Origin of the sequence: Streptomyces sp. NBC_01352 (assembly GCF_036237295.1) — a bacterium.
GTDB classification, from domain to species: Bacteria; Actinomycetota; Actinomycetes; order Streptomycetales; family Streptomycetaceae; genus Streptomyces; species Streptomyces plumbiresistens.
The window spans coordinates 4,841,599-4,866,879 of the sequence record NZ_CP108354.1 but is presented as its reverse complement, the minus strand read 5'-3'; the positions used below and the strand labels follow the sequence as shown (position 1 = coordinate 4,866,879).

26 protein-coding genes are annotated in these 25,281 nt (G+C 71.1%); 17 read left to right on the top strand and 9 right to left on the bottom strand.

The annotated features are described in order from the left end of the window. The first annotated feature begins 3 nt into the window (after positions 1 to 3). From OG252_RS22480 to OG252_RS22465, 4 genes are read left to right on the top strand one after another with little or no spacing between them, the layout of a single operon-like run. Positions 4 to 1,119, top strand: coding sequence for a GNAT family N-acetyltransferase (locus OG252_RS22480; RefSeq protein ID WP_266435407.1), 1,116 nt, complete (start codon positions 4 to 6; stop codon positions 1,117 to 1,119). Continuing rightward, positions 1,097 to 1,717, top strand: a complete 621-nt coding sequence (locus tag OG252_RS22475) for a GNAT family N-acetyltransferase (RefSeq protein ID WP_329338215.1) — start codon at positions 1,097 to 1,099, stop codon at positions 1,715 to 1,717. Before OG252_RS22480 ends, OG252_RS22475 begins: the two co-directional genes overlap by 23 nt. Continuing rightward, positions 1,699 to 2,007: a DUF4229 domain-containing protein gene (locus OG252_RS22470; protein ID WP_329338213.1), complete on the top strand. Its 309-nt coding sequence runs from the start codon at positions 1,699 to 1,701 to the stop codon at positions 2,005 to 2,007. Before OG252_RS22475 ends, OG252_RS22470 begins: the two co-directional genes overlap by 19 nt. A gap of 38 nt (positions 2,008 to 2,045) precedes the next feature. Continuing rightward, positions 2,046 to 2,708, top strand: coding sequence for a TetR/AcrR family transcriptional regulator (locus tag OG252_RS22465; protein ID WP_266435403.1), 663 nt, complete (start codon positions 2,046 to 2,048; stop codon positions 2,706 to 2,708). Here the strand turns inward: OG252_RS22465 and OG252_RS22460 are convergent. Further along, the gene (locus tag OG252_RS22460; RefSeq protein ID WP_329338209.1) at positions 2,690 to 3,529 is read right to left on the bottom strand and encodes a MaoC family dehydratase; all 840 of its coding nucleotides are present in this window, start codon (positions 3,527 to 3,529) and stop codon (positions 2,690 to 2,692) included. The two genes, OG252_RS22465 and OG252_RS22460, sit on opposite strands and share 19 nt — an antisense overlap. Positions 3,530 to 3,785: 256 nt before the next feature. Between OG252_RS22460 and OG252_RS22455 the strand changes: the two genes are divergently transcribed. Then, on the top strand, positions 3,786 to 5,702 hold the full coding sequence (locus OG252_RS22455) for an AMP-dependent synthetase/ligase (RefSeq protein ID WP_329338207.1): 1,917 nt from the start codon (positions 3,786 to 3,788) through the stop codon (positions 5,700 to 5,702). Positions 5,703 to 5,730: 28 nt separating this feature from the next. On the opposite strand, the gene OG252_RS22450 is transcribed toward OG252_RS22455, so the two are convergent. Next, positions 5,731 to 6,162 (bottom strand): SgcJ/EcaC family oxidoreductase, encoded by a 432-nt coding sequence (locus OG252_RS22450; RefSeq protein ID WP_329338205.1) that lies wholly within the window; start codon positions 6,160 to 6,162, stop codon positions 5,731 to 5,733. Between the two features lie 150 nt (positions 6,163 to 6,312). Here OG252_RS22450 and kstD point away from each other — a divergent pair, with 150 nt between their 5' ends. Continuing rightward, on the top strand, positions 6,313 to 8,106 hold the full coding sequence (gene kstD, locus OG252_RS22445) for a 3-oxosteroid 1-dehydrogenase (RefSeq protein WP_329338203.1): 1,794 nt from the start codon (positions 6,313 to 6,315) through the stop codon (positions 8,104 to 8,106). 22 nt (positions 8,107 to 8,128) lie between these two features. Here kstD and OG252_RS22440 read toward each other — a convergent pair whose 3' ends face one another. The 3 genes from OG252_RS22440 to OG252_RS22430 are packed head-to-tail and all read right to left on the bottom strand — an operon-like array spanning position 8,129 to position 9,869. After that, positions 8,129 to 8,791 (bottom strand): class I SAM-dependent methyltransferase, encoded by a 663-nt coding sequence (locus OG252_RS22440; RefSeq protein ID WP_329338201.1) that lies wholly within the window; start codon positions 8,789 to 8,791, stop codon positions 8,129 to 8,131. Between the two features lie 53 nt (positions 8,792 to 8,844). Then, complete coding sequence (locus OG252_RS22435; protein ID WP_266435390.1) at positions 8,845 to 9,159, bottom strand: AzlD domain-containing protein; 315 nt, start codon at positions 9,157 to 9,159, stop codon at positions 8,845 to 8,847. After that, positions 9,156 to 9,869 (bottom strand): AzlC family ABC transporter permease, encoded by a 714-nt coding sequence (locus OG252_RS22430; protein ID WP_329338199.1) that lies wholly within the window; start codon positions 9,867 to 9,869, stop codon positions 9,156 to 9,158. Before OG252_RS22430 ends, OG252_RS22435 begins: the two co-directional genes overlap by 4 nt. 68 nt (positions 9,870 to 9,937) lie before the next feature. Here OG252_RS22430 and OG252_RS22425 point away from each other — a divergent pair, with 68 nt between their 5' ends. Further along, on the top strand, positions 9,938 to 10,510 hold the full coding sequence (locus OG252_RS22425) for a helix-turn-helix domain-containing protein (protein WP_329338197.1): 573 nt from the start codon (positions 9,938 to 9,940) through the stop codon (positions 10,508 to 10,510). A 121-nt stretch (positions 10,511 to 10,631) separates the two neighbouring features. Here the strand turns inward: OG252_RS22425 and OG252_RS22420 are convergent, their stop codons facing one another. Then, positions 10,632 to 10,835, bottom strand: a complete 204-nt coding sequence (locus OG252_RS22420; protein ID WP_003992177.1) for a cold-shock protein — start codon at positions 10,833 to 10,835, stop codon at positions 10,632 to 10,634. A 363-nt stretch (positions 10,836 to 11,198) separates the two neighbouring features. On the opposite strand from OG252_RS22420, the gene OG252_RS22415 reads away from it, so the two are divergent. From OG252_RS22415 to OG252_RS22395, 5 genes are all read left to right on the top strand, one after another. Then, the gene (locus OG252_RS22415; protein ID WP_266435385.1) at positions 11,199 to 12,047 is read left to right on the top strand and encodes a menaquinone biosynthetic enzyme MqnA/MqnD family protein; all 849 of its coding nucleotides are present in this window, start codon (positions 11,199 to 11,201) and stop codon (positions 12,045 to 12,047) included. Between the two features lie 65 nt (positions 12,048 to 12,112). Then, positions 12,113 to 13,819, top strand: coding sequence for a serine/threonine-protein kinase (locus OG252_RS22410; RefSeq protein ID WP_329338194.1), 1,707 nt, complete (start codon positions 12,113 to 12,115; stop codon positions 13,817 to 13,819). After that, the gene (locus OG252_RS22405; RefSeq protein ID WP_329338193.1) at positions 13,816 to 14,631 is read left to right on the top strand and encodes a prepilin peptidase; all 816 of its coding nucleotides are present in this window, start codon (positions 13,816 to 13,818) and stop codon (positions 14,629 to 14,631) included. Before OG252_RS22410 ends, OG252_RS22405 begins: the two co-directional genes overlap by 4 nt. A gap of 74 nt (positions 14,632 to 14,705) precedes the next feature. Further along, entirely contained in the window at positions 14,706 to 15,905 is a 1,200-nt protein-coding gene (gene mqnC / locus OG252_RS22400) for a cyclic dehypoxanthinyl futalosine synthase (protein ID WP_266435379.1), read from the top strand. Positions 15,906 to 15,912: 7 nt separating this feature from the next. Then, on the top strand, positions 15,913 to 16,563 hold the full coding sequence (locus tag OG252_RS22395; protein WP_329338190.1) for an amidohydrolase family protein: 651 nt from the start codon (positions 15,913 to 15,915) through the stop codon (positions 16,561 to 16,563). Between the two features lie 14 nt (positions 16,564 to 16,577). Here OG252_RS22395 and OG252_RS22390 read toward each other — a convergent pair whose 3' ends face one another. Then, positions 16,578 to 17,606, bottom strand: a complete 1,029-nt coding sequence (locus OG252_RS22390; protein WP_266435375.1) for a chitinase — start codon at positions 17,604 to 17,606, stop codon at positions 16,578 to 16,580. Positions 17,607 to 17,913: 307 nt separating this feature from the next. Here OG252_RS22390 and OG252_RS22385 point away from each other — a divergent pair, with 307 nt between their 5' ends. Genes OG252_RS22385 through OG252_RS22370 form a run of 4 tightly spaced genes read left to right on the top strand, consistent with a single transcriptional unit; the run spans position 17,914 to position 22,509 of the window. Next, positions 17,914 to 18,336, top strand: a complete 423-nt coding sequence (locus OG252_RS22385; RefSeq protein ID WP_329338188.1) for a hypothetical protein — start codon at positions 17,914 to 17,916, stop codon at positions 18,334 to 18,336. Positions 18,337 to 18,344: 8 nt separating this feature from the next. Beyond that, entirely contained in the window at positions 18,345 to 20,687 is a 2,343-nt protein-coding gene (locus OG252_RS22380) for a bifunctional polysaccharide deacetylase/glycosyltransferase family 2 protein (RefSeq protein ID WP_329338186.1), read from the top strand. Continuing rightward, a complete protein-coding gene (locus OG252_RS22375) occupies positions 20,687 to 21,778 on the top strand; it encodes an acyltransferase family protein (RefSeq protein ID WP_329338184.1) in 1,092 nt (363 codons plus the stop codon). Before OG252_RS22380 ends, OG252_RS22375 begins: the two co-directional genes overlap by 1 nt. Before the next feature lie 35 nt (positions 21,779 to 21,813). Continuing rightward, entirely contained in the window at positions 21,814 to 22,509 is a 696-nt protein-coding gene (locus OG252_RS22370) for a demethylmenaquinone methyltransferase (protein WP_266435369.1), read from the top strand. Here OG252_RS22370 and OG252_RS22365 read toward each other — a convergent pair. After that, positions 22,496 to 22,822 (bottom strand): PASTA domain-containing protein, encoded by a 327-nt coding sequence (locus tag OG252_RS22365; protein ID WP_329345178.1) that lies wholly within the window; start codon positions 22,820 to 22,822, stop codon positions 22,496 to 22,498. The genes OG252_RS22370 and OG252_RS22365 overlap by 14 nt on opposite strands. A 289-nt stretch (positions 22,823 to 23,111) precedes the next feature. On the opposite strand from OG252_RS22365, the gene OG252_RS22360 reads away from it, so the two are divergent. Beyond that, complete coding sequence (locus OG252_RS22360) at positions 23,112 to 24,401, top strand: geranylgeranyl reductase family protein (protein ID WP_266435365.1); 1,290 nt, start codon at positions 23,112 to 23,114, stop codon at positions 24,399 to 24,401. Here the strand turns inward: OG252_RS22360 and def are convergent, their stop codons facing one another. Continuing rightward, positions 24,402 to 25,028, bottom strand: a complete 627-nt coding sequence (gene def / locus OG252_RS22355) for a peptide deformylase (RefSeq protein ID WP_329338182.1) — start codon at positions 25,026 to 25,028, stop codon at positions 24,402 to 24,404. Positions 25,029 to 25,281: the final 253 nt, after the last annotated feature.

Sequence of the window (25,281 nt, the reverse complement as noted above, 5' to 3'; positions counted from 1 at the left end):
GACATGACCGACAGCCCCGGCCGCCTCACCCTCGCCGTCCACCGCGGCCCCCACGCCCTCGACCCGGCCTGGGACTCCGCCTTCGGCGCCCGGTCCTTCTTCTCCGCCACACCCTGGCTCCGGCACGCCCACGCCACGGCCGCCACCGCCCCGTACTACTTCACCGCCCGCTCCCCGGGCGGGGACCTGCTCGCCGCCCTCCCCGCCCACCCCCTGGAAGACGACGCCCCCTACGTCTTCTGCCGTCCCGACTTCGTCCTCGGCCGCACCTACGACGCCCCCTGGACCCCGGACCTCATGCCCGCCCTCGCCCTCGGCGGCCGCAACCCGTCCCACGGCAAGGCCGCCGGCGCGGACCCGGACGCCCTCGGCGCCCTCCTCACCACCGCCGAGGAACAGGCCCGCGAGGACGGCATGCGCTCGGTCTGCTTCCTCTACGTCGACGAGGACGACGACGTCCTGCGCACCGCCCTCACCGGCGCGGGCTACACGGACCTCGCCTTCGAGACGGCGTACTCCCTCGACGTCCCCTCGGCGGCCGACGGCGGCTTCGACGCCTACCGTGCCCGCTTCGGCCGCGAGACCCGCCGCCGCATCCGCCGTGACCTGCGGCGGCTGGAGGAGGCGGGAGCGCGCTACGAGCTCTCGCCCCTCACCGACGACCTCATCGACCGTATCGCCCCCCTGGAACTCAACCTCTACGCCAAGTACGGCACCCCGGCCGACGCCGACGCCTTCCGCCGCGTCCTGACCAGCGTCGCGACCAACACCGGCGACACGGCCCGGGTCCTCACCGCCGAGCTGGACGGACGCCTCGCCGGATTCGTGCTCTTCTTCACCCACCGCGGCGAGATGTACGCCCGCCAGACCGGCTACGACTACGAAGCGAAGGGCGACACCCCCCTCTACTTCGGGCTCCTCTACTACGAGCTGCTGCGCCTCGCCGTCACCGAGGACGTGACGGCGATCCACTACGGCACCGGCTCCGGAGACGTGAAACTCTCCCGCGGCTGCACAGGACGCGCCCAGCTCGCCTACGTGAAGGCCTTCGACCCGCAGACGGGCGTACGCCTGGCCGAACTTAAACTTGCCGACCATGGAGCTGATATTCCGGCCTGACCCCGACCTCACGCCCGCGCTGCTGGACGAGCTGACCCGGTTGTGGACGGACGTCAACAACACGGGCGGAGCGGTCGGTTTCACCGGCGACACGACGTACGAGGAGGTACGTCCCGAGATCGACCGGTACGCGGAGTCGGTCGCGGCCGGACGCCACCGCCTGATCGCCGGGCTCGACCCCGACGGGCGGCTGCGCGCCACGGCCTTCCTCGGCTTCAACACGCACCGCCTCCAGGGCCACTACGCCTGGCTGACCACCGTCATGGTCGACCCCTCCCTCCAGCGCGGCGGCCACGGCCGGGCCCTGCTCGCGGCGGCCGAGGAGCACGCCCGCGACCTCGGCCTGGAGGCGCTCAAGCTGACCTGCCGGGGCGGGATGGGCCTGGAGGACTTCTACGCCTCCGTCGGCTACCAGGAGGTGGGCCGGGTGCCGGGCGGGCTGCGGGTCGCCGCGGACGACTACCGGGACGACATCATGATGTGGCTTCCCCTGACACCCCCTGCAAGATCGCATGCCGGGCGTGCTTCACTGGATGGTGCGTTCGGGAACATTCGGTCGGAACGGAAGAGTGGATTGAGATGCTCCGCTACACACTGATGCGCCTCGGGATCTTCGTGGGCTGCCTCGTTGTCGTCTGGGGCCTCGTCTACTCCGGTGCCGTCCCGCGCGGCGTGGGCGACGCCAACGGCATGTGGGTCGTCCTGCTCGCCCTCGTGCTCTCCGCGCCGATCAGCTTCGTCGTGCTGCGCAAGGAGCGGGACCGCGCCTCGCTCCAGGTCGTCCAGAAGGTGGACCGTATGAAGTCCAACCTGGAGGCCAACCGCAGCCAGGAGGACGGGGCCGACGACAGCGCCCGGGCGCAGGGACAGGCTCCCCAGGCCTCGTAGGAGAGCCGCTCACGGCCGTACCCAATTAGTCTTCCGGTATGGGTGCCGTGAAGAGCAAGCGGATGCCGCGTGCCGTCCGTGAGCAGCAGATGCTGGACGCCGCCGTGCGGACCTTCGGGCAGCGCGGGTACATGGCCGCGTCGATGGACGAGATCGCCGAACTCGCGGGCGTGTCCAAGCCGTTGGTGTATCTGTACCTGAACTCGAAGGAAGACCTCTTCACCGCCTGCATCCGCCGTGAGGCCAAGGCCCTCACCGTGGCCGTCCGGGCCGGCGTCGATCCGGCGCTGCCCGCCGACCGCCAACTCTGGGACGGTCTGCGGGCGTTCTTCACCCACACCGCGCGGCACCCGGACGCCTGGTCGGTCCTGCACCTCCAGGCCCGCACCCACGGCGAGCCGTTCGCCGCCGAGGTCGCCTCGATGCGCGAGGAGATCGTCGCCTTCGTGACCGGGCTGATCGTCGTCGCCGCCCGAGCGGCCCACCGCGACCCCGACCTCGCCGAACGCGAGGTCGCCGGTCTCGCCGAGGCCCTGGTCGGCGCCGCCGAGTCCCTCGCCGCCTGGGCCAACGTCACGCCCGGCGTCAGCGCCCGACAGGCGGCGGCGACCCTGATGAACTTCGCGTGGGCGGGGCTGGGGAACCTGATGGACGGGCAGCCATGGTCGCCGCCCGAGCCGGTTCACGAGGCCATCGGGTAGACCCCGCCGCTCACCTGCACCCGGCCCCCGCCGCGCAGTTCGAACCGCTCGCCGTCCGCGGCGTACGTCACCGTGCCCGGCAGCAGCACGGGCGCCTTGAACTCCGCCCGCACCAGGGCGGCTTGTGGCGTGCCGTGCGCGGCCAGGCAGCGGGCCACGGTCCACATGCCGTGCGCGACGGCCCGGGGGAAGCCGAAGAGGCGGGCGGTGAGCGGGTGCAGGTGGATGGGGTTGCGGTCCCCGGAGACCGCGCCATAGCGCCGCCCCACGTCACCGGCCAGCCGCCACTCGGCCACGGCGGGCAGCGGCTCGTGGGCCAGCGCGCCGGTCTCAGCGGTACGGCCGTCCGTGCGGTGCCGCGCGAGATACGTGCTCCTCGACTCCCACACGACGCTCCCGCCCGCCCGCACCTCGGTGATGACGGCCGCCTCCGTGCCGCGCCGGTGCGGCGCCAACCCGTCGACGTACACGGTGAGTTCGCACTCCCCGGTGGCCGCGAGCGCGGTGTGCTGCGCGATCTCGACCGAGGTGTGGACGAGCCCGAGCAGCGGCAGGGGGAAGTCCCGTCCGCTCATCAGGCGCATCGCGAGCGGAAAGCCCAGCACGTGCGGATACGTCACCGGCAGCGCGTCGTCCCCGGTCGCGAAGCCGCACACCCGCTCGTACGCCGCGAGCCGGGCGAGGTCGACGCGCAGGCCGGGCAGGACCAGCCGGGTGCCGGGGAATTCGGCGGCCGGGCGGGGCCGCTTGAAGGGGGACAGCAGGGCGCCGCGCGCGAGGAGGGGCGCGAGGGCGGGGGACCGGGTGAAGACGACGGACACCGACCTAACGTTACCGCAGGTAATGCCACGTCACACGGGGCGAACCTGAGGGTCGCTCACATAACCTCCGAGGTTGCACATCCCCGGCTCCGTACCACCTCCGAACCCGCACGAACCTTCCACGCGGGCCCCGTACGATCACCGTCTTAACCCGCGGTAACCCGTCAGCCGCGCGCCGCTGGTGAACGCCCTGGTATGTCCCGTGCGTACCACATGCAGCAGAGCGGAACGCTGCTGCACGCCTCTGGAGCTGCCCATGTCCCTCGCCTACACGTCCGGTCACGACTACGACGGCGCGCCCGTGCTCGTGGAACCGGAGCTCCGGCGGCTGGACGGAGAGGTCCGGGAGGTCTTCGTACCGCCGATGGTCCCGCCGCTGAGCCACGGATCGCTCGCCGACCTGCCCTTCGACAACGCCGACACGGCGCCCGAGCACCGGGTGCTCAGCCGCCGTACGGCGGAGGGCGGCTGGGCGGACGTCACGGCGGCCGAGTTCGCCGGGGAAGTGCTCGCCCTGGCCAAGGGGATGATCTCGGAAGGGCTGATGCCGGGCGACCGGATCGCGATCATGGCGCGGACCACGTACGAGTGGACGCTCCTCGACTTCGCCGCGTGGGCCGCCGGCCTGGTCACCGTCCCGATCTACCCGACCTCCTCCGTCTACCAGACCCGGTGGATCCTCCAGGACTCGGGCGCGGTGGCCCTGGTCACGGAGACCGTCGCCCAGGCGTCCGCGCTGGGCCCGGAACTCAGCCACGTCCCCGACCTGCACCATCTGTGGATCCTCGAAAAGGGCCACCTGGAGCGCGTCGCCGAACTCGGCCAGGGCGTCGCCGACCAGGAGATCGCCGTACGGCGTGGGGTGCTGGTCCCGGACACGCTCGCCACCATCGTCTACACCTCGGGCACCACCGGCCGCCCCAAGGGCTGTGCGCTCACGCACGGCAACTTCCTCGCGGAGGTCGACAACGCGATCGAACTCCTGCACCCCGTCTTCAAGTCGAAGACGGCGTCCGAGGACCTCGCCACCCTCCTCTTCCTCCCGATGTCACACGTCTTCGGCCGCATGGTGGCCGTCGCCTGCATCCGCGCCCGGGTCCGTCTCGGCCACGCGCCGAGCCTGCAGTCGGAGGACCTGCTGGCGGACCTCGGCAGCTTCAAACCGACGTTCCTGCTGGTCATCCCGTACATGCTGGAGAAGGTCTTCAACAACGCGCGCGCCAAGGCGGAGAGCGGCGGCCGCGTCAAGGTCTTCGACCGCGCGACCAACGTGGCCTGCCGCTACGCCGAGGCGGTCGAGGCCCGCCTGGCCGGCACGGGCTCCGGCCCCGGCGCCTCCCTCAAGGCGGCCCGCACCTTCTACGACCCCCTGGTCTACCGCCGCATCCGCAGCGCCATGGGCGGCCGCATCCGCCACATCATCTCCGGCGGCTCCCCCCTCGGCCGCCGCCTCGCGGCCTTCTACGCGGGCGCGGGCATGGAGATCATCGAGGGCTACGGCCTCACCGAGTCCACCGGCGCCGCCACGGTCACCCCGCCCCTCAAACCCCGCCTGGGCACGGTCGGCTGGCCGTTGCCCGGCACCAGGATCCGCATCGCCGCGGACGGCGAGATCCTCCTGAGCGGCGGCCAGGTCTTCCGCGGCTACTGGGACCCGCACGGCAGCGGCCTCATCCCCGCCTCCCCCGACGGCTGGTTCCAGACGGGCGACATCGGCCGCCTGGACGACGAGGGCTACCTGACGATCACGGGCAGGAAGAAGGAGATCCTGATCACGGCGGGCGGCAAGAACGTGGCCCCGGCGCCCTTGGAGAACTGGCTCCGCTCCCACCCCCTGATCTCCCAGTGCATGGTCGTGGGCGACACCCGCCCCTACATCTCCGCCCTCATCACCCTCGACATGGACGGCGTCACCCACTGGCGCCAGATGAACGGCAAACACCCCGTCCCGGCGGAACTCCTCGTGAACGACGAGGAGTTGCGATCCATCCTCCAGCGGGCGGTGGACGAGGCCAACAAGCTCGTCTCCCGCCCCGAGTCCATCCGCCGCTTCACCATCCTCCCGGTGGACTTCTCGGAGCGGGCCGGCCACCTGACCCCGTCGATGAAACTGCGCAGGGAAGCGGTCATGAAGGACTTCGCGCAGGAGGTGGAGGGGCTGTACGAGCGGTGAGCCAGTGCCCCGAAAGGCAGGGCACACCTCACGCGGCTTCGAACACCTCCGTGTTCTGGCAGGCGGTGAGCCGCCACTCACCGTCCTCCTTGGACATCACGTACATCGGGCTGCCGGGGTTGCCGAGCGGCTCGCCGTCGGGGGTCCGGTACTGGGCGCGGACCTTCACGGCGGCCACGTCGGGCCGGATGAACAGCACGTGTTCCACCTCGTAGGTCACCGTCGACTCGCGCATGGCGCCGGGGAGGACCTGCCGCGTGAAGGCGGCGATGTCCTCCCGTCCGAAGAGTCGCCGTCCGTGTCCCGTCGTCCAGATCGCGTCGGCGCGGAACAACCCGACGAACTCCTCCGGGAGTTCGTTCCGCTGGGCGTGCTCCACCCTGGCCACCACCTGGGTGATCGCCTCGATCTCCATCGCCTCGAACTCCACCGCCGCCTGCGACTGCTCTGTCGTCGTCATGCGGCGATCCTCGTACCTCAAGTCCGGTCGAGGTCAAGGGCGTTGTGGTCGGCGCACGGCTCTTGACTTCACAAGACCCCCGCGCGACATTCCCGTCCCTCATCCCTTGAATTCCCTTGGATTCGTTCCCGAGCGGGCTGGAGTGCTGCCATGACCACGAGCGCGGACCGTGTGAGATCGGGCGTCAGGCCTACTGGACGCCCGTCCCGAAGACACCTCCTGGCAGGCGCCGCCGGTGCCGGGCTCGCCGTCGCCACCGGGGTGCGGCAAGGAGCCCGGGCGGCCGATCTGCCTCCGCTCGGTACGTACGACGTCGTCGTCATCGGGTCCGGCGCGGCCGGGATGACGGCCGCACTCGCGGCCGCCAAGCGGGGGCTGAGCTGTGTCGTGGTCGAGAAGGCCGCCACCTTCGGTGGCTCGGCCGCCCGCTCCGGTGCCGGGATCTGGGTACCGAACAACCCGGTGATCCTCGCCGCCGGTGTTCCCGACACCCCTGCCAAGGCCGCCGCCTACCTGGCCGCCGTGGTCGGGGCGGACGTCCCCGTCGACCGGCAGCGGGCCTTCCTCGCCCACGGGCCCGCCATGATCTCCTTCGTCCTGGCCAACAGCCCACTGCGCTTCCGCTGGATGGAGGGATACAGCGACTACTACCCGGAGCTTCCCGGCGGGCTCCCGAACGGCCGCTCCGTCGAGCCCGACCAGCTCGACGGCAACCTCCTCGGCGCCGAACTCGCCCGCCTCAACCCGCCGTACCTCGAAGTCCCGGCCGGCATGGTGGTCTTCAGCGCCGACTACAAGTGGCTCGCCCTGACCGCGGTGAGCGCGAAGGGCATCGCCGTCGCCGCCGAGTGCCTGGCCCGCGGCACGAAGGCCGCCGCGCTCGGCCAGAAGCCGCTCACCATGGGGCAGTCGCTCGCGGCGGGGCTGCGCCTCGGACTCCGGGCCGCCGGCGTGCCGGTCTGGCTCGGCACCCCGCTCACCGAGCTGTACGTCGAGGGCGGGAAGGTGACCGGCGCCGTGGTCACCAAGGGCGGCACCCCAGGGCTCGTCCGCGCCCGGCGCGGGGTCGTCGTCGGCTCCGGCGGGTTCGAGCACAACGCGGCGATGCGGGCGCAGTACCAGCAACAGCCGATCGGCACCGAGTGGACCGTCGGCGCGAAGGAGAACACCGGGGACGGAATCCGGGCCGGGCAGCGGCTGGGTGCCGACCTCGCCCTGATGGACGACGCCTGGTGGGGGCCCGCCATTCCCATCCCCGGCCAGCCGTACTTCTGCCTCGCCGAACGCACCCTCCCCGGCGGGCTGCTGGTCAACGCCGCCGGCCGCCGGTTCGTCAACGAGGCCGCCCCCTACGGCGACGTCGTCCACACCATGTACGAGCGGAACCCGACCGACCCCGACATCCCGGCCTGGCTGATCACGGACCAGAACTACCGCAACCGCTACCTCTTCAAGGACGTGGCGCCGACCTTCCCGTTCCCGGACGACTGGTACACCTCCGGTGCCGCGCACAAGGCCTGGTCCCTGGACGCCCTGGCCGCCGCCATCGGCGTGCCCGCGGCCGCCCTCCGCGCCACCGTGGACCGCTTCAACTCCCTCGCCCTGAAGGGCGACGACACCGACTTCGGGCGCGGCGACAGCGCGTACGACCACTACTACACGGACCCCGCCGTCCTCCCCAACTCCTGCCTGGCGCCCCTGTGGCTGCCCCCGTACCACGCCTTCCGCATCGTCCCCGGCGACCTCGGCACCAAGGGCGGCCTGCGCACCGACGCCCGCGCCCGCGTGCTGCGCCCCGACAACTCGGTCATCCCCGGCCTGTACGCCGCCGGGAACGCCAGCGCCGCCGTGATGGGCCACAGCTACGCGGGCGCGGGCTCGACGATCGGTCCGGCGATGACCTTCGGGTACATCGCGGCACTGGACCTGGCGGGAGCGCTCTAGAGAGGACCTGCCCGGACAGGCCCTACCCGGCGGCCTCCAGCGGCTTCCTCACGATCAGGGACGCCTGCGGGGTCGGCTCCCCGCGCGTCTCGTCCGGCTCCCGCACCGTCCGGGCGACGGGGGCGAACCCCGCCGCCGACAGCAGTTCGGCGATGTCCTCCGGCCGCCTGCGCTGGAAGTCCAGCGACACCGGGTGGCCGAAGGGGCGGTCGTGGTGCCGGGGCTCGTCGCCGACCTGGAAGGCGACGAGCAGATGGCCGCCGGGGGCCAGGACGCGGTGGAACTCGGCGAAGAGGTCGGGCAGCCGGTCCACAGGTGTGTGGATGGACGAGTACCAGGACACGACCCCCGCGAGCGCCCCGTCGGCAAGCTTCAGCTCCAGCATCGAGCCCTGCTCGAACCGCAGCCCCGGGTTCTCGCGGCGGGCCACCGCCAGCATCGACTCGGACAGGTCGAGCCCGAACACGGACAGGCCGAGCGAGGCGAGGTGTGCGGTCACCTGCCCCGGCCCGCAGCCCAGGTCCGCCACCTCGCCGCCGGCTCCGACGAGTTCGGCGAACCCGGTGAGCACGGCCCGGTCCAACGGCGTCTTCGCCAGCACGTCATGGAAGCGGGTGAAGTAGTCCTCGGCGATGGCGTCGTAGAAGGTGCGGGTGTCGGTCAGGAAGGCGGTGTCGTGGGTCATGGGCGGGGACCTTAGCGGCGGCCACCGACAGCCACGGCGACCCGACAACCGGATCAGGCCACCCCGACCACCCGCAACCCGGCCGTCACCCCCGCCGCCCCCAGCACCACCACCGCGAACGGCGCCCGCCGCCACGCCAGTACGCCGCCCGCCAGCACTCCGGCCGGCCGGGCCCACCCCGCGAAGCCGCCGCCCTCGGTCAGCGCCCCCGTGGCCAGCAGGGCCACCAGCAGCACGACCGCGCCGGCCGACAGCAGCTCCTGTGCCCGCGCCGGGAGCGTCACGCGCCCGTGGAGGACCGGTCCGACCAGCCGGAAGGCGTACGTCCCGACCGCGAGCGCCACGATCATGGCAACCGTGGCACTCATGTCGCCGACCCCTCCCGCACGTTCGCCGAGTTCCCGCGGCCGTACAGGGCCAGCCCCGCGAGCGCCACCAGCACCGGCACCCCCGCCGGAACGGCCGGCGTCACCGCCAGCGCCAGTGCGGCGCCGAGCAGCGCGGATCGCCGTACGGCCGCACCCTCGCGGAGCGTGGGGAGGACCAGCGCGACGAGTACGGCGGGGAAGGCGGCGTCCAGGCCGTAGGTGGCCGTGTCGCCCAGCGCGCTGCCCGCGAGGGCGCCGGCGAGGACGGTCGCGTTCCACACGACGAACAGGCCGACGCCACAGATCCAGAAGGCGGCCCGGCGCCGGGCCGGGTCCGGCTGGGCGAGGGCGAAGGCCACCGTCTCGTCGGCGACGAGGTGGGCGCCGACGAGACGGGCGAGGCGGCCCCGGCCGATGGTGTCGGCGACGGCGAGGCTGAAGGCGGCCGTACGGGTGTTGAGCAGGAGACCGGTGGCCGCCGCGGCGACCGGGCCGCCCCCGGCGAGCAGCACGCCGACCGCGCTGAACTGGGAGGCGCCCGCGTACACGACGAGCGACATCACCACCGGCACCCAGACCGGGAGTCCGCCGGTGACGGCGATCGCGCCGAAGGAGACGCCGACGACGCCACTGGCCAGCCAGATGAGGGACGCGTCCCGGACCAGCTCCGGGTAGCGCGTGACACGGGGTGTTCGCTCTGCCGTACGCATGTTCTCTACAGTGGACAGAAGAGACCGCGTTCGTCAAGGCGAACGAACATACCGATGGAGCGAACGGAATGGCCGACGGCGCGACACCCCCTCCCCGCCTCCCCCTCGACTGGATCGCCGCCTCCCTGCGCCGTGAACGCACCCGCGCCGGGCTGTCGTTGTCCGAGCTGGCCAAGCGGGCCGGCATCGCGAAGTCGACGTTGTCGCAGCTGGAGGCGGGGAGCGGGAATCCGAGCGTGGAGACGCTGTGGGCGCTGGGGGTGGCGCTGGGGGTGCCTTTCAGCGCGCTGGTGGAACCGCCGGCGTCTTCCGTTCAGGTGATCCGGGCGGGGCAGGGGCCCGCGGTCGCGTCCGAGCGGGCGAACTTCGTGGCCACGCTGCTGTCCGCCAGTCCGCCCGGGGCGCGGCGGGACATCTACCACCTGCGGGCGGAGCCGGGGGCGGCGCGCGAGTCGGAGCCGCACATTCCGGGCACGGTGGAGCATCTGGTGGTGAGCACGGGGCGGGTGAAGGCGGGGCCGCGGGGGGAGGAGGCGGAGTTGGGGCCCGGCGACTACATGACGTATCGCGGGGACGTGCCGCACTCGTACGAGGCGCTGGCGGCCGGGACGACGTTCGTGCTGGTGATGCAGCACGTCTGAATGTCAGGGGGCGCAGGTCCTCTGAACGTCAGGGGGCAAGGGCAGGAGCCCCGTCGCCTTGCGGCGCGGGGCTCCTTGGGTACTGCTGTCGATTCCGGATCAGAGCTTTGGGCTCATGAACTCAGACAGGGGTGACGTTCTCCGCCTGCGGGCCCTTCGGGCCCTGGGTCACGTCGAAGGAAACCTGCTGGTTCTCCTCCAGCGAGCGGAAGCCGCTCGCGTTGATCGCGGAGTAGTGGACGAAGACGTCGGGGCCGCCGCCTTCTTGGGCGATGAAGCCAAAGCCCTTTTCGGCGTTGAACCACTTCACGGTTCCGGTAGCCATAAGCCCTCCTTGGGCCCAAAGGGTTGCCCTGCTCCAGAACCCTGCAAGTGTGAAAACAAAATGCCGCACAACTGCATACGTCTGAAAACGACTAGAGCCCGCGGTTACATGCTCCGCAGGCTCTGTACTGCAAGGGAAACCAAACTGCAACTTGCGGCGAGCCTAGCATGTGGGCAGCCGAAAGCAATAGAGGTCAAGATCACGTCACCCGGACGTTTGAAGGGCCCGTTTCGAGGTTGACAGGACCCGCTTCGGGGTTGACGGGACGGCAGTGAAGCAGAGGTGACGCGTGAGCCACAGACAAGTCACGCTTGAGCCGCACCCGGGCCCTGCACGCTACCCCATGGGGTCTAGTGTCGCGATGTGGACATTTCTCGCACCCGGCCGCGCGTCGGCCACATCCAGTTCCTCAACTGCCTGCCCCTCTACTGGGGGCTCGCGAGAACCGGCACGCTGCTCGACTTCGAGCTGACCAAGGACACCCCGGAGAAGCTCAGCGAGCAGCTGGTGCGGGGCGACCTCGACATCGGGCCCATCACCCTGGTCGAGTTCCTCAAGAACGCGGACGACCTGGTCGCCTTCCCCGACATCGCGGTCGGCTGCGACGGGCCGGTGATGTCCTGCGTGATCGTCTCGCAGGTTCCGCTGGACGAGCTGGACGGCGCCCGGGTCGCCCTCGGTTCGACCTCCCGCACGTCCGTACGCCTGGCCCAGCTCCTGCTGTCCGACCGCTACGGCGTACAACCCGACTACTACACCTGCCCGCCCGACCTCAGCCTGATGATGCAGGAGGCCGAGGCCGCCGTACTCATCGGAGACGCGGCGCTGCGCGCGAACCTGCTCGACGGGCCGAAGTTCGGGCTCGAAGTGCACGACCTCGGTGCGCTGTGGAAGGAGTGGACCGGGCTGCCGTTCGTCTTCGCCGTGTGGGCGGCCCGCCGCGACTACCTGGAGCGCGAGCCCGCCATCACCCGCAAGGTCCACGAGGCCTTCCTCGCCTCCCGCAACCTCTCCCTGGAGGAGGTCGGCAAGGTCGCCGAGCAGGCGGCCCGCTGGGAGGCCTTCGACGAGCAGGTCCTGGAGCGCTACTTCACGACCCTCGACTTCCGCTTCGGCGGCCCGCAGCTCGCGGCGGTCGCCGAGTTCGCCCGCCGGGTGGGTCCGACGACGGGGTTCCCGGCGGATGTGAAGGTCGATCTGCTCCAGCCGTAACCGTGGCGGGTACGGCGCACTACGCTGCTGATGCTTTGGCAGTGGCACGGGGGAGGAGTGACGCCATGCAGCCGCTCGGAGTCGACGAACCCACCGTCGTGGGGCCCTACCGGCTGCTCGGCCGGCTCGGCTCCGGCGGTATGGGCCGGGTCTACCTCGGCCGCAGCGCGGGCGGCCGCACGGTCGCGGTGAAGATCGTGCACCCGCACTTCGCGCTCGACGAGGAGTTCCGCGCCCGTTTCCGACGCGAGGTCGACGCGGCGCGGCGGGTCGGCGGCGCCTGGACCGCGCCGGTCCTGGACGCGGACCCGGAGGCCCCGGTGCCCTGGGTGGCGACCGCCTACGCGGCCGGCCCGTCGCTGTCCGCGGCGGTCGCGGACGGGGGCGCGCTGCCCGCGCACTCGGTACGGGCGCTGGGAGCGGGGCTCGCCGAGGCGCTGACGGCGGTGCACGAACTCGGCCTGGTGCACCGGGACGTGAAGCCGTCGAACGTGCTGCTGACCCTGGACGGCCCCCTGCTCATCGACTTCGGAATCGCGCGGGCCCTGGACGGCACGGCCTCCCTGACCTCCAGCGGCGTCTCGATCGGCTCGCCCGGCTACATGTCGCCCGAGCAGATCCTCGGCAAGGGGGCGACCGGCGCGGCCGACGTCTTCTCCCTCGGCGCGGTGCTGACGTACGCGGCGACCGGGGAGGCGCCCTTCCGCGGGGACTCCTCGGCGGCGCTGCTGTACCGGGTCGTCCACGAGCCTCCCGAACTCGGCTCGCTGGAAGGTGACGTGCGGCCGCTGGTGGAGGCCTGCCTGTCCAAGGAACCCGACGAGCGGCCGACGCCCGCGGAAGTGGCCCGGCGCTTGGCCCCCGAGGGCGCGGCGCGGCTGGTCGCGGGCGGGTGGCTGCCGGGGGCGCTGGTGGAACAGGTCAGCCGGGGGGCCGTACGGCTGCTGAACCTGGACACGGGGCAGGAGGTGGCGTCCGGGCCGGTGGAGTTCAGCAGGACTTCGGATGCCGCGCCGGTGATGGTGAAGCCGTCGCCGCTCGGGGAGTTCGGGCCGCCGCCGGTCATGACTCCGCCGCCTTCTTCCGTTGAGGCTGCGGTGGCCTCGCCCGGGTCCGTCCCCGAGCCCCGTGACGCGCGCGAACCCCGTCCGCACGACACCGCACCCTCCGACCGCGGCCCCGGCAAGCTCTCTGTCTCCGTCTCCGCCACGGCGGCCCCTGCCGCCACCGGCCGAGGGCGCCGGCTCAGCTGCACGGTGGCCCTCGCTGTCGCGGGGGCGCTGGCGGCGGTGACCGTCGGGTCGGTGTTCGTGTTCGACCTGCTGCCGGACAACGACAGGCCAAGCGCCGCGGGCGACTCCGACAGCGGCGCCCACTCCTCGACACCGAGCGCGAGCACCGGCGGCGACGCGGTCGCGCTGCCGGCCCGCTACCTCGGTACCTGGCAGGGCCAGGCCGCCGCACTCGACGGCACGCTTCCCATGGGGACCTTCCGGCTGACCGTCGCACAGGCCGACGTGGGCGAGAAGTTGGGCACCCTGCGGCACACCGATGTGCTCGGCGGGGTCTGCGACGACGTACTGACCCTGAAGAGGGTGACGGACAAGCAGGTCGTGGCGACCGCCGTCGGCGCCGAGTCGAACCGGGGCGTGTGCAGCCAGGCCGCCCACACGGTCCGGCTCACGCCCGTCGGCGACGACCTTCAATACGACTCCGACAGTGAGGACTCGGGGCGGCCGAAGGCACGGCTGTCGAAGGTCGAGCAAGGATGACCGGTCTCTTGGTCACCGTCGCCGTGGTGTGGGGAGCGGCGGCGGGGGCGCTGCTGCCGCGGGCCGCGTACCGGTTCTCGGTGCCCGCGGAGGAAACCTGGCGGGAGCGGTGTCCCGGGGGGCATCCGATCCGGGGGCCGGTCCGTGGCTGGCTCGGGCTGGCCCGGTGCGGGGAGTGTGCGGGCCGGGTTGGGGTGGGGGCGGACGCCGAGACCGTCGTGACCGCGGACGCCGAGACCGTCATGGCGAAGGAGTTCGCGCACGGGACGTACGGCCCCCGCACCCCCGTCCTCGCCCTCACCACCGCTCTCCTCTGTGCCGCCCTCGCCGCCGCCACCGGCACCCGGCCCGAGCTCGCCGTCTGGCTGCTGCTCGCGCCGGTCGGCGTGCTGCTGGCCGTCGTGGACTTCCGGGTGAAGCGGCTGCCGGACGTGCTGACGCTGCCGCTCGCCGGAGTCGCGCTGGTGCTGCTCGGGCTGGTCGCGCTGGTGCCCGAGCATGCCGGGGACTGGCCGTCCGCCGCGCTGGGCGCCCTTGCGCTCGGGGCCGGTTACTTCGTGCTGTGGCTGATCAACCCCGGGGGCATGGGCTTCGGCGATGTGAAGCTGGCGCTCGGGATCGGGGCCGTGCTCGGCTGGTACGGCTGGGGGACGGTGCTGCTCGGTACCTTCGCCGGGTTCCTGCTGGGGGCGTTGTACGGCGGTGCGCTCGTCGTGGCGCGGCGGGCCGGGCGCCGGACGACGATCCCGTTCGGGCCGTTTCTGATCGCGGGGGCGTACCTCGGGCTGCTGATCGGCGCGTACGCGGCCTGAAGTCCGTAGCCGAAAACGGCTGGCGTAGGCTGGTTCGGACCCGTCCTCCCCCCTTGACGAAAGGGACGCCCCCGGTGACCGAGAAGGCCGACCTTCAGTCCGTCCTCGACCGTGCCGCCGAAGGTGGGCGCATCACTCCCGAGGAGGCGCTCCTCCTCTACCGCGACGCCCCGCTGCACGCGCTGGGCGCAGCCGCCGACGCCGTACGGCGGCGCAGGTACGCGGGGACCGAGCACATCGCGACGTACATCATCGAGCGCAACATCAACTACACGAACGTGTGCGTCACTGCGTGCAAGTTCTGCGCCTTCTACGCCGCGCCCAAGGACACCGCCAAGGGCTGGACCCGCGATCTGGACGACATCCTGCGCCGGTGCGCGGAGACCGTCGAGCTCGGCGGGACGCAGATCATGTTCCAGGGCGGTCATCACCCGGACTACGGCGTCGAGTACTACGAGAAGCACTTCTCCGCCATCAAGCAGGCCTTCCCGCAGCTGGTCATCCACAGCCTGGGGGCGAGCGAGGTCGAGCACATGGCCCGGATCTCCAAGGTGAGTGTGGAGGAGGCCATCACGCGGATCCACGCGGCCGGTCTCGACTCCTTCGCCGGTGCCGGTGCCGAGTTGCTGCCCGCCCGTCCGCGCAAGGCCATCGCGCCGCTGAAGGAGTCCGGCGAGCGCTGGCTGGAGATCATGGAGACCGCGCACGGGCTGGGCGTCGAGTCCACGTCCACCATGCTCATGGGCACCGGCGAGACCAACGCCGAGCGCATCGAGCACCTGCGGATGATCCGTGACGTACAGGACCGGACGGGCGGCTTCCGCGCCTTCATCCCGTACACCTACCAGCCCGAGAACAACCACCTGAAGGGCCGTACGCAGGCCACGCTCTTCGAGTACCTGCGGATGATCGCCATCGCGCGGCTGTTCATGGACAACATCGCCCACATCCAGGGCTCGTGGCTGACCACCGGCAAGGAGGTCGGCCAGCTGTCTCTGCACTACGGTGCCGACGACCTCGGCTCGATCATGCTGGAGGAGAACGTCGTCTCCTCCGCCGGCGCCAAGCACCGCTCCAACCGGATGGAGATCATCGACCTCATCCGCAAGGCGGGGCGCGTCCCGGCCCAGCGGGCGACGACGTACGAGCACCTCGTCGTGCACGACGACCCGGCGAACGACCCCGTCGACGAGCGCGTGATGTCCCACATCTCCTCCACGGCGATCGCGGGCGGCACGGCTCATCCGGAGCTGAAGCTGCTGGCGTCCAACTGACGCCGCTGTGCTGACGGTTCACGCCGCCGACCTCCTGATCACGGGGGATCGGCGGCCGCCCGTGCCCGGCGGGGCGGTACTCGTCGAGGGGCGGGAGATCGCGGCCGTCGGGCGGTACGAGGAGCTGGTCGCCGCACATCCGACGGCTCGGGTGCGGCGCTGGCCGGGGCTTCTGACGCCCGGTCTGGTGAACGTCCACGGGCCCGAACTCCTGGAGCGGGCCTACCATCCCGATCCGCGCGAGGCCGACGAACTGGGCACCGAGCCGATCGCCGGCGCGGCCCTCGCGGCGCTCGCCATGACGGACGCGCGGTGGGGTGCGAGCGCTCGGCGCGGAGTGCAGCGGATGCTGGCCCACGGGACCGTCGCCGTGGCGGGGAGCCTGTGGCGGCCCGGCGCCGTCGACGCCGTGTACCGGGCGGGGCTGACGGTCGAGGAGCGGTTCGAGGATCCCCCGGGCCCGCCGACGCTCGACCCGTTGGCCGGGCGGAGCTTGGCGGAGGCGATCCTGCTGCCGTTTCCGCCGGACGGTGTACGCGGCATCGACGCGACCTTCGCCGTGTTCGACGTCTCCGACGAGGCCGTGCTCGCCGAACGCGGAGCCGTGAGCTGCGTGGCGACGGTCGTCAAGGGACGTCTGGTGTACCGGCGCCGGTAGGTGCCGACGCGAGCTCAGCCCGCGAACGCCTCCGCGAACGCCCCCGGACTCTGCTTCACCCCGCTGCAGTCCGTCGCCGCGTCGTCCTCGCCGGAGCTGCCCTCCTCGCACTGCTGGTCGCGTTCGGCCGACCACATCGACACCCACGCGATCCCCTTCTCCTCCGCGAACGACCGCACCTGGGCCGCGTCGGAGAGCGTGAACGTCTCGTTCTCCACGTCGTTGACGCCGATCATCGAGGTCAGCGCCATGCCCCGCCAGGCGGCCGCGTCCGCGAGACCGAACACGTCCTTGAGCTGGGTGTGGGCCGCCTTCGCCGAGGTGAGCGCGTAGCCGCCCATGTCGCCGTCGTACGACTCGGCGTAGTTCATCGTCATGAGGTTGACGGTGGAGACCTGTACGTCGTGCTCGTTGGCCGACTCCAGGAGGGCGAGGCCGGCTTCGTCGAGGCCGGACGGCATGACCGGGAGCGTGAAGGAGACCTCCAGGTCGGTGCGCTCCTCCTGCAACGCGGCGATCGCCTCCGAGCGCAGGGCGACCGAGTCGGAGTCGGTGAGTTCGTCGCCCTCGATGTCGAAGTCGGCCTGGGTGGAGCCGGCCGCGTCCAGCGCCTTGCCGTACGCCTCGGCCAGTTCGGACGCGCTGTCGCAGGTCGCCGCCAACTCCTCGCCGGAGGCGCCGCCGAAGGAGACCCGGACCGTGGCGCCGTCCTCCTTGAGCTGCGCTATCCGGGACTTCACGGACGAGTCATCGATGGCATGCGTCTCGTTCCACTTCGGCGTGCAGCCGCTGCCCTCTGCGATCACGAAGGCCAGGTTGTACGTCGTGGGGGAGGCGGCGGAGTCGTTGTCGGACGCGGTCGTGGCGTTGACGTAGGGGGCGTACGAGGTGGTGGAGACGGGCTCCTGGGCGGGGGACGCGCTCGACTGCGCGGGGGCGGCCGACGCCGCGTCCGAGGTGTCGTCGGACCCCGCTGAGCACCCCGCGGTGGCCAGGACGAACAGGCAGGTGAGCCCGGCCGCCGGCTTCAGGAAACTCCGCATTGAGTATGCTCCCGCTCTCGTGATTTCTGTCTCAGGACGGAAACAAACCGCGTTTCCGAAGTGGAAATGTCTCACACGGAGCAGAGCTCCGGGCGGACGACGACCGCACAGGCGCTTCATGGGCACAAGCGGTCAAAAGGCGCTCAACGGGCGAGCAATTCAGGCATACGACACCTTTCGCTCCGCTCGAAGTCGCGCAGGCTTTCTGGGAATCTCTCAGCGAAAGGAAAGATTTCCGGGTTTCTCATGGTTCTCTCACAAGGAACCCTGAGTTTAGGCCACATAAAGGCTCCCTAATATCCGGGGAATGCATTCCGAGCCTGCCATCGAAAACCGCGCCGCCGCAGTCGTGCGCGGTCGCCGCCGCAAACGCGGCAACGGGTCCCCGACCGAGGGTCCCGTGTTCGTTGACAACTCCGGACGCCGCTCCAAGGCGCTGCGCCGGATCGGCCTCCTGGTCGGTGTCGTCTGCCTCGGGTACGCGGTCGTCCTGGGCATGGCCTTCATGGGCGTCGGCATCTCGGTCAACCCGTCCTCGCTGGTGCCGTTCGGCGGAGGCGGAGGCGGCGGGAGCGGGGCCGGGCCGGGCGGCACGGGCCCCGGCGGCTACCAGCCGCAGGGCGGCATCGGCGACCGGGGCGTCCGGCCCAGCGGGGCCCCGTCGGCGCTGCCCTCGGTCAGCCCCTCGGCCATCCCCTCGGTCACCGCAGCCCCCTCGGCGGCGTCATGAGCACGAACATGAGCCCGAGCCCGAGCCCGAGCCCGAGCCCGAGCCCGAACCCGCCCGCACGCCGCCGCCGGCGTGCCCCCTCCCGGATCGAGCGGGCGGCGGGCAAGGCCGCGGCGTTGCAGAAGCCACGGGTCATCCTCGCCCTGCTGCTCCTCCTCGCCCTGACCAGCATCATGCTGCTCGACGGCTATCTGCGTGCCGAGGTCGGCGGCGACCAGCGGGTACGCGACGGGGCCAGCGCCAACAAGGTGCCGGACAAGATCCTCAACGGCGGGCCCATCGTGAGCTTCCGGGGCGGTCAGGCCACGACACTGTCCGTACCGGACAAGACGATCGCGCTCACCTTCGACGACGGCCCCAACCCGACGTACACGCCCCGGGTCCTGGAGATCCTGGAGAAGTACGACATCCCCGCCACGTTCTTCGTGGTCGGCTCGATGGTCTCGCGCTACCCGGGCATCGTGAAGGACATGGTCGAGCAGGGCAACGAGGTGGGCATCCACACCTTCACCCACGTCGACCTCTCCTACCAGAGCGACGCCCGCATCCGGCGCGAGATGGAGCAGACGCAGCTGGCGCTCGCGGGCGCGGCCGGCATCACGACCACGCTGTTCCGGGCGCCGTACTCCTCGGAGACGGACGCCATCGACAACTACAGCTGGCCCGTCTACCAGCAACTCGGCGCGGACGGCTACACCAGCGTCTTCGTCGACACCGACAGCGACGACTGGAAGAAGCCGGGCGTCTCGAAGATCGTCGAGTGGGCCACGCCGTCGGGGACCGACGGTGCGGCGGTGCTGATGCACGACGCGGGCGGCGAGCGCGAGCAGACGATCAAGGCGCTGCCCCAGTACATCGAGAAGATGCAGGCGAAGGGGTACACCTTCACCACCATCAGCGGTGTCATGGAGCAGCAGAACGGGGGCGCCGCGCAGGCGGCGGGGGCCGTGCAGCCCGGTGGCGTGCCGAACGGGCAGGCGGCCGGTGAAGCGGGGGGCACGGCGGAGGGGCAAGCGGGGGCCCAGGTTTCGGCGTCCGACCGTCTCCAGGCCGCGCACCGCGAGGCCACCGGTGCGACCCTCTACGAGGGCAAGGCCCTCCTCGTGGCCGTCGCCGTCGCCGAGTGGACCGTACCCACCCTGTCGGTCGGGCTGGTCGTCGTGGGCGTGGCGGTCATCGGCCGGTTCGGCATGATGCTGATCCTCGCCCGCAGCCACTACCGACAGCGCAACAGACGCCGGTTCAGCTGGGGAGAGCCGGTCACTCGCCCGGTGAGCGTGATCGTCCCGGCGTACAACGAGAAGGAGTGCATCGCCAACACCCTCAAGTCGCTGGCGCAGAGCACCCACCCGATCGAGATCATCGTGGTCGACGACGGATCGACGGACGGCACCTCCGAGATCGCGCGCAGCGCGGCCGACTCGCTCGGCATGTTCAACGTCCGGGTCATCCGCCAGGAGAACGCGGGCAAGCCGGCCGCCCTCAACAACGGTGTGCGCAGCGCCAGTCACGACCTCGTCGTGATGATGGACGGCGACACGGTCTTCGAGGCGGACACCGTACGACAGCTCGTGCAGCCCTTCGCCGACCCCGAGGTCGGCGCGGTCGCCGGCAACGCCAAGGTCGGCAACCGCGACACGGTCATCGGCGCCTGGCAGCACATCGAGTACGTGATGGGCTTCAACCTCGACCGCCGCATGTACGACCTGCTGCGCTGCATGCCGACCATCCCCGGCGCGATCGGCGCGTTCCGCCGCGAGGCGGTCCTCCAGGTCGGCGGCATGAGCGAGGACACCCTCGCCGAGGACACCGACATCACCATCGCCATGCACCGCGAGGGCTGGCGGGTCGTCTACCAGGAGCACGCGCGCGCCTGGACCGAGGCGCCGGGTTCCCTGAAGCAGCTCTGGTCGCAGCGGTACCGGTGGTCGTACGGCACGATGCAGGCGCTCTGGAAGCACCGCAAGTCCCTCACCGACAAGGGTCCCTCGGGCCGCTTCGGCCGGGTCGGCATGCCGCTCGTGGTCATCTTCCAGATCGTCACGCCGGTCTTCGCCCCGCTCATCGACGTGTTCACCGTCTACTCGATGATCTTCGTCGACTTCCGGGCGGCGCTGCTGGCCTGGCTCGCGGTCCTCGGCGTGCAGCTGTTCTGCGCGGCGTACGCCTTCCGGCTCGACCGCGAGAAGTACCGCTACCTGCTGATGATGCCCCTGCAACAGCTGGCCTACCGCCAGATGATGTACCTCGTCCTCATCCACTCCTGCATCACCGCCCTCACCGGCGGCCGCCTGCGCTGGCAGAAGCTGAAGCGGACCGGCGAGGTGGGCACCCCGGCGGGGGCGCCCTGATGGGGGCACACAGCAAGGGCGGTGTTCGAGAGGTCGACGCCACGACCTCGCCGCGGACCGCCGGACGCGACCGGTACTTCGACACGCTCAGGGCAGTCGCCCTGATCCGTGTCGTCGCCTACCACACCTTCGGGTGGGCCTGGGCCGGCCTGGTCTTCCCCTCCATGGGGATCATGTTCGGCCTGGCCGGCACGCTGATGGCCAAGTCCCTGGAGCGACCGCCGCTCACGGTGGTGAAGAGCCGACTGCGCCGACTCCTGCCGCCGTTCTGGTTCTGGGGCTTCTTCGTAGTCGTCGCGATGCTGGTCCACGGCTGGATGCCGGGCTGGCAGATCGTCTACTGGATCGTCCCGCTCGGCGACCCGCCGGGCAACGCGTGGGGCGTACAGGCCTGGGAGATCCTCTGGTACCTGCGGACGTATCTGTGGTTCGTCCTGCTCTCCCCGCTCCTGCTGAAGGTCTTCCGGCGCGCCCCCGTCCCGGTGCTCCTGCTGTCCCTCTGCCCGATTCTGGTCCTGACCTTCCTCTGGCCGGGCCCGGACAACCGCTTCGGCAGCGCACTGTGGGACCTGTCGACGTACCTCTTCTGCTGGCTCCTCGGCTTCGCCCACCGCGACGGCGTGCTCCAGCGGACGCGGCCCGCCGTGGTGGTCGTGCTGTCGCTCGCCGCGATGGGGTACGGCGGCTGGTACGCGGTCGGCCACCAGGCCGAGTTCGGCACCTACGACCTCGACGAGATCCCCCTCGCGCAGGCCTTCTGGTCGGCCGGTTTCGTCCTGCTCCTGATGTGGGCCAAGGCCCGCTTCCGGATCGACTTCGCCGGGCTCACCCGCTTCCGGCGGCTGGACAGGCTCGTGACGGTCTTCAACGCGCGCGCGGTCACGATCTACCTCTGGCACGAGATCGCGCTGATCCTGGCGGTCCCGCTGATCGACCGGTTCTGGCAGGTGCCGGCCTTCGAGACGTATCTGCCGCTGGAGAGCCAGTGGTTCATGTTCGGCGTCGGCTGGATCCTGATCGCCGGGTTCGTCCTGGGATGCGGATGGGTGGAGGACGTGGCGGCGAGGAGGAAGCCGCGGCTGCTCCCCTGAGCTGGCGCGAGGGGACGTACTGCAACAATGGCCCCGTGACCCGCGCTTCCCTGAACAAGCAGCCGCACGAAGTCGCCTCGATGTTCGACGACGTGGCGGAACGGTACGACCTGACGAACGACGTGCTCTCGCTCGGCCAGGACCGGGTGTGGCGCAAGGAGGTCGCCAAGGCGGTCGACGCCCGCCCCGCGCAGAAGGTCCTGGATCTGGCCGCCGGTACCGCCACGTCCTCGCTGCCCTTCGCCCGCACCGGCGCGTACGTCGTCCCCTGCGACTTCTCCCTCGGCATGCTCCAGGTCGGCAAGCGCAAGCACACCTGGCTGCCGTTCACCGCGGGCGACGCGACGAAGCTGCCCTTCAAGGACGACACCTTCGACGCCGTCACCATCTCCTTCGGGCTGCGCAACGTGCAGGACACCGACACGGCCCTGCGCGAGATGTACCGCGTGACCAAGCCCGGCGGCCGGGTCGTGATCTGCGAGTTCTCGCACCCGAGCTGGGCGCCCTTCCGCACCGTCTACACCGAGTACCTGATGCGCGCCCTGCCGCCGGTCGCGCGCGCGGTGTCGTCCAACCCCGACGCGTACGTCTACCTCGCCGAGTCCATCCGCGCCTGGCCCGACCAGCCCGCGCTGGCCGAGCGTCTCCAGAAGGCCGGCTGGTCGAGGGTGGCCTGGCGGAACCTGAGCGGCGGGATCGTGGCGCTGCACCGGGGTTTCAAGGCGAGTTGAACCCGGCCACGGCGTAGTACGGGGCGCCCGGTTCGTCGAGCTCGCGCTGCATGCCGCCGCCGCCCGGACGCGGCAGGCGCGGCTCGTGCACGCCCGCGCCCCCGCCGCCCTCACCCTCGCCGAACTCGAACCACACGGTCACCACGGCCCCGCGCGGAATCTCGGCGCCGGGTGGCGGGTACTGCCGTACGACGTACTCCACGACCGTGCGACGGAAGTCGGGCCGGTCGGGAGCGGCGAGCAGCACGCCGCCCGCCTCGGCCGCCTCGCGCGCGTCCACGGCCATCAGACCGACCAGCTTCGGCACCCGCACCTCGGGCGATTTGGGTGTTATTCGCACAGATGTCACCCCCAGCGGTACTGGCAGGGTAACCCCGGGTGCGTGCCACCCGGAAGCTCCAAGTGTCTTTCTGTGACAGTCGGTTACTGAGCGTAATCATCGGCTTCTGTGGCCGGCCGATCTCGATCTCGCCCGTCGGCCCCCGGTCCGGGGAGCTCGGTGCACTGGGCAGCCCTTCAGCCGGGTGATCAATTCTGCTGAATAGACTGCCCATGTCCAGTGCCGGTCGGCACGCAGATTCCGAACTTGGGGAGATCCCGCCGTGACCGAGCCCCTCTCCGAAAACACCGCCGATGTGATCGTCGTCGGCGCGGGGCCAGCCGGCTCCACCACCGCCTACCACCTCGCCAAGGCCGGACTCGACGTACTCCTGCTGGAGAAGACCGAGTTCCCGCGCGAGAAGGTCTGCGGCGACGGACTCACCCCGCGCGCCACCAAACAGCTCGTGGCCATGGGCATCGACATCTCCGAGGAGGCCGGCTGGCTGCGCAACAAGGGCCTGAGGATCATCGGCGGGGGTGTGCGGTTGCAGCTGGACTGGCCGGATCTCGCCTCCTTCCCGGACTACGGCCTCGTCCGCAAGCGCGACGACTTCGACGAGCAGCTGGCCCGGCAGGCACAGAAGGCGGGAGCGCGGCTGTACGAGCGCTGCAACGTGGGCGCGCCGATCCTCGACGACCGCACCGGCCGCATCACCGGCGTCCACGCCAAGCTCGGTGACACCGGGGAGAAGCGCGAGGTCACCTTCCACGCGCCGCTGGTCGTCGCCGCCGACGGCAACTCGACCCGGCTCTCCCTGGCGATGGGCCTGCACCGCCGCGAGGACCGCCCGATGGGCGTGGCCGTCCGTACGTACTTCACCTCGCCGCGCCACGAGGACGACTACCTGGAGTCCTGGCTGGAACTGTGGGACCGGCGGGGCGCCGAGGACCGTCTCCTCCCCGGCTACGGCTGGATCTTCGGCATGGGCGACGGCACCTCGAACGTCGGCCTCGGCGTCCTGAACACCTCCGACTCCTTCAAGGAACTCGACTGGCGCGAGGTCCTGAAGGCCTGGTGCGCGTCGATGCCGGAGGACTGGGGCTACACCCCCGACAACATGACCGGGCCCATCCGCGGCGCCGCCCTCCCCATGGCCTTCAACCGCCAGCCCCACTACACCAAGGGCCTGCTGCTGGTCGGCGACGCCGGCGGCCTGGTGAACCCCTTCAACGGCGAGGGCATCGCCTACGCCATGGAGTCCGGCCAGATCGCCGCCGACGTCATCGTCCAGGCCCACGCCCGCTCGACCCCTTCGGGGCGCGAACTGGCCCTTCAGCGCTACCCCCGCGTCCTCAAGGACACCTACGGCGGCTACTACACGCTGGGCCGCGCCTTCGTGAAGCTCATCGGCAACCCGAAGGTCATGAAGATCGCGACCCAGCGCGGCCTGTCGCACCCCCTGCTGATGAAGTTCACGCTGAAGATGCTCGCCAACCTCACCGACCCGACGGGCGGCGACGCGATGGACCGCATCATCAACGGCCTGAGCAAGGTGGCGCCGAAGGCGTGATCAGGCGCTGAGGGCGGCTGTGTTGGCGGCCCGGCGGGCGAAGACCTCTTCGCGCCGGTCCGCCACCTGCCGCAGCGCGTCCTTCCGCTCCCGCTTGGAGAGCCGGTCGAGATACACCTGCCCGTTCACATGGTCGGTCTCGTGGGCGAGGCAGCGGGCGAAGTACCCCGTGCCCTCGATGACGAGCGGCTCGCCGTCCTTGTCGAGCCCGCGCACGACGGCCCGGTCCGGACGCGGTACGTCCATCACGGCGCCGGGCACCGACAGGCACCCCTCGTTGTCGTCGAGCAGCCGTCGCCCGGCCGGGGGGAGCGGATCCAGCACCGGGTTGACGATGTGTCCGACATGCCGGACACCGTCGTCGTCCGGGCAGTCGTAGACGAACAGCCGCAGATCGACGCCGACCTGGTTCGCGGCGAGTCCCGCGCCGTCGGCGACGTACATCGTCAGGAACATGTCGTCGATCAGCGCCGCGAGATCGGGACCGAACTCGGTCACGTCCCGGCACGGCTTGTGCAGGACTCCCTCGCCCACCTCGGTGATACGCCGTACCGACCCGCGCCGGGCGTCGGGTGCGAGCGGGGGATACGAGTCGACGGGCCTGCCCTGTACGAACACGCTCGGCATGGCTGTTTCTCCTGTCGTGTGCGGTGGGGAATCCGGGTTCCGGCCTTCCGGAGCCCCTCCCCACCCTCCGTTGCTCATGACAACAGACCACACACAGCAGCCCCGGAACCAGACCGGCCGGACCGGCCACTCCCGCAGACGGTTCCTGACGGGCGCCGGGGAACCCGCCCCGTGCGACGCCCTGCGGACGGACTGGATCGACGACCGGCTCCGGCCTCGGACGAGCCGGATGGGGCCGCAGCCCTCGAGCGGC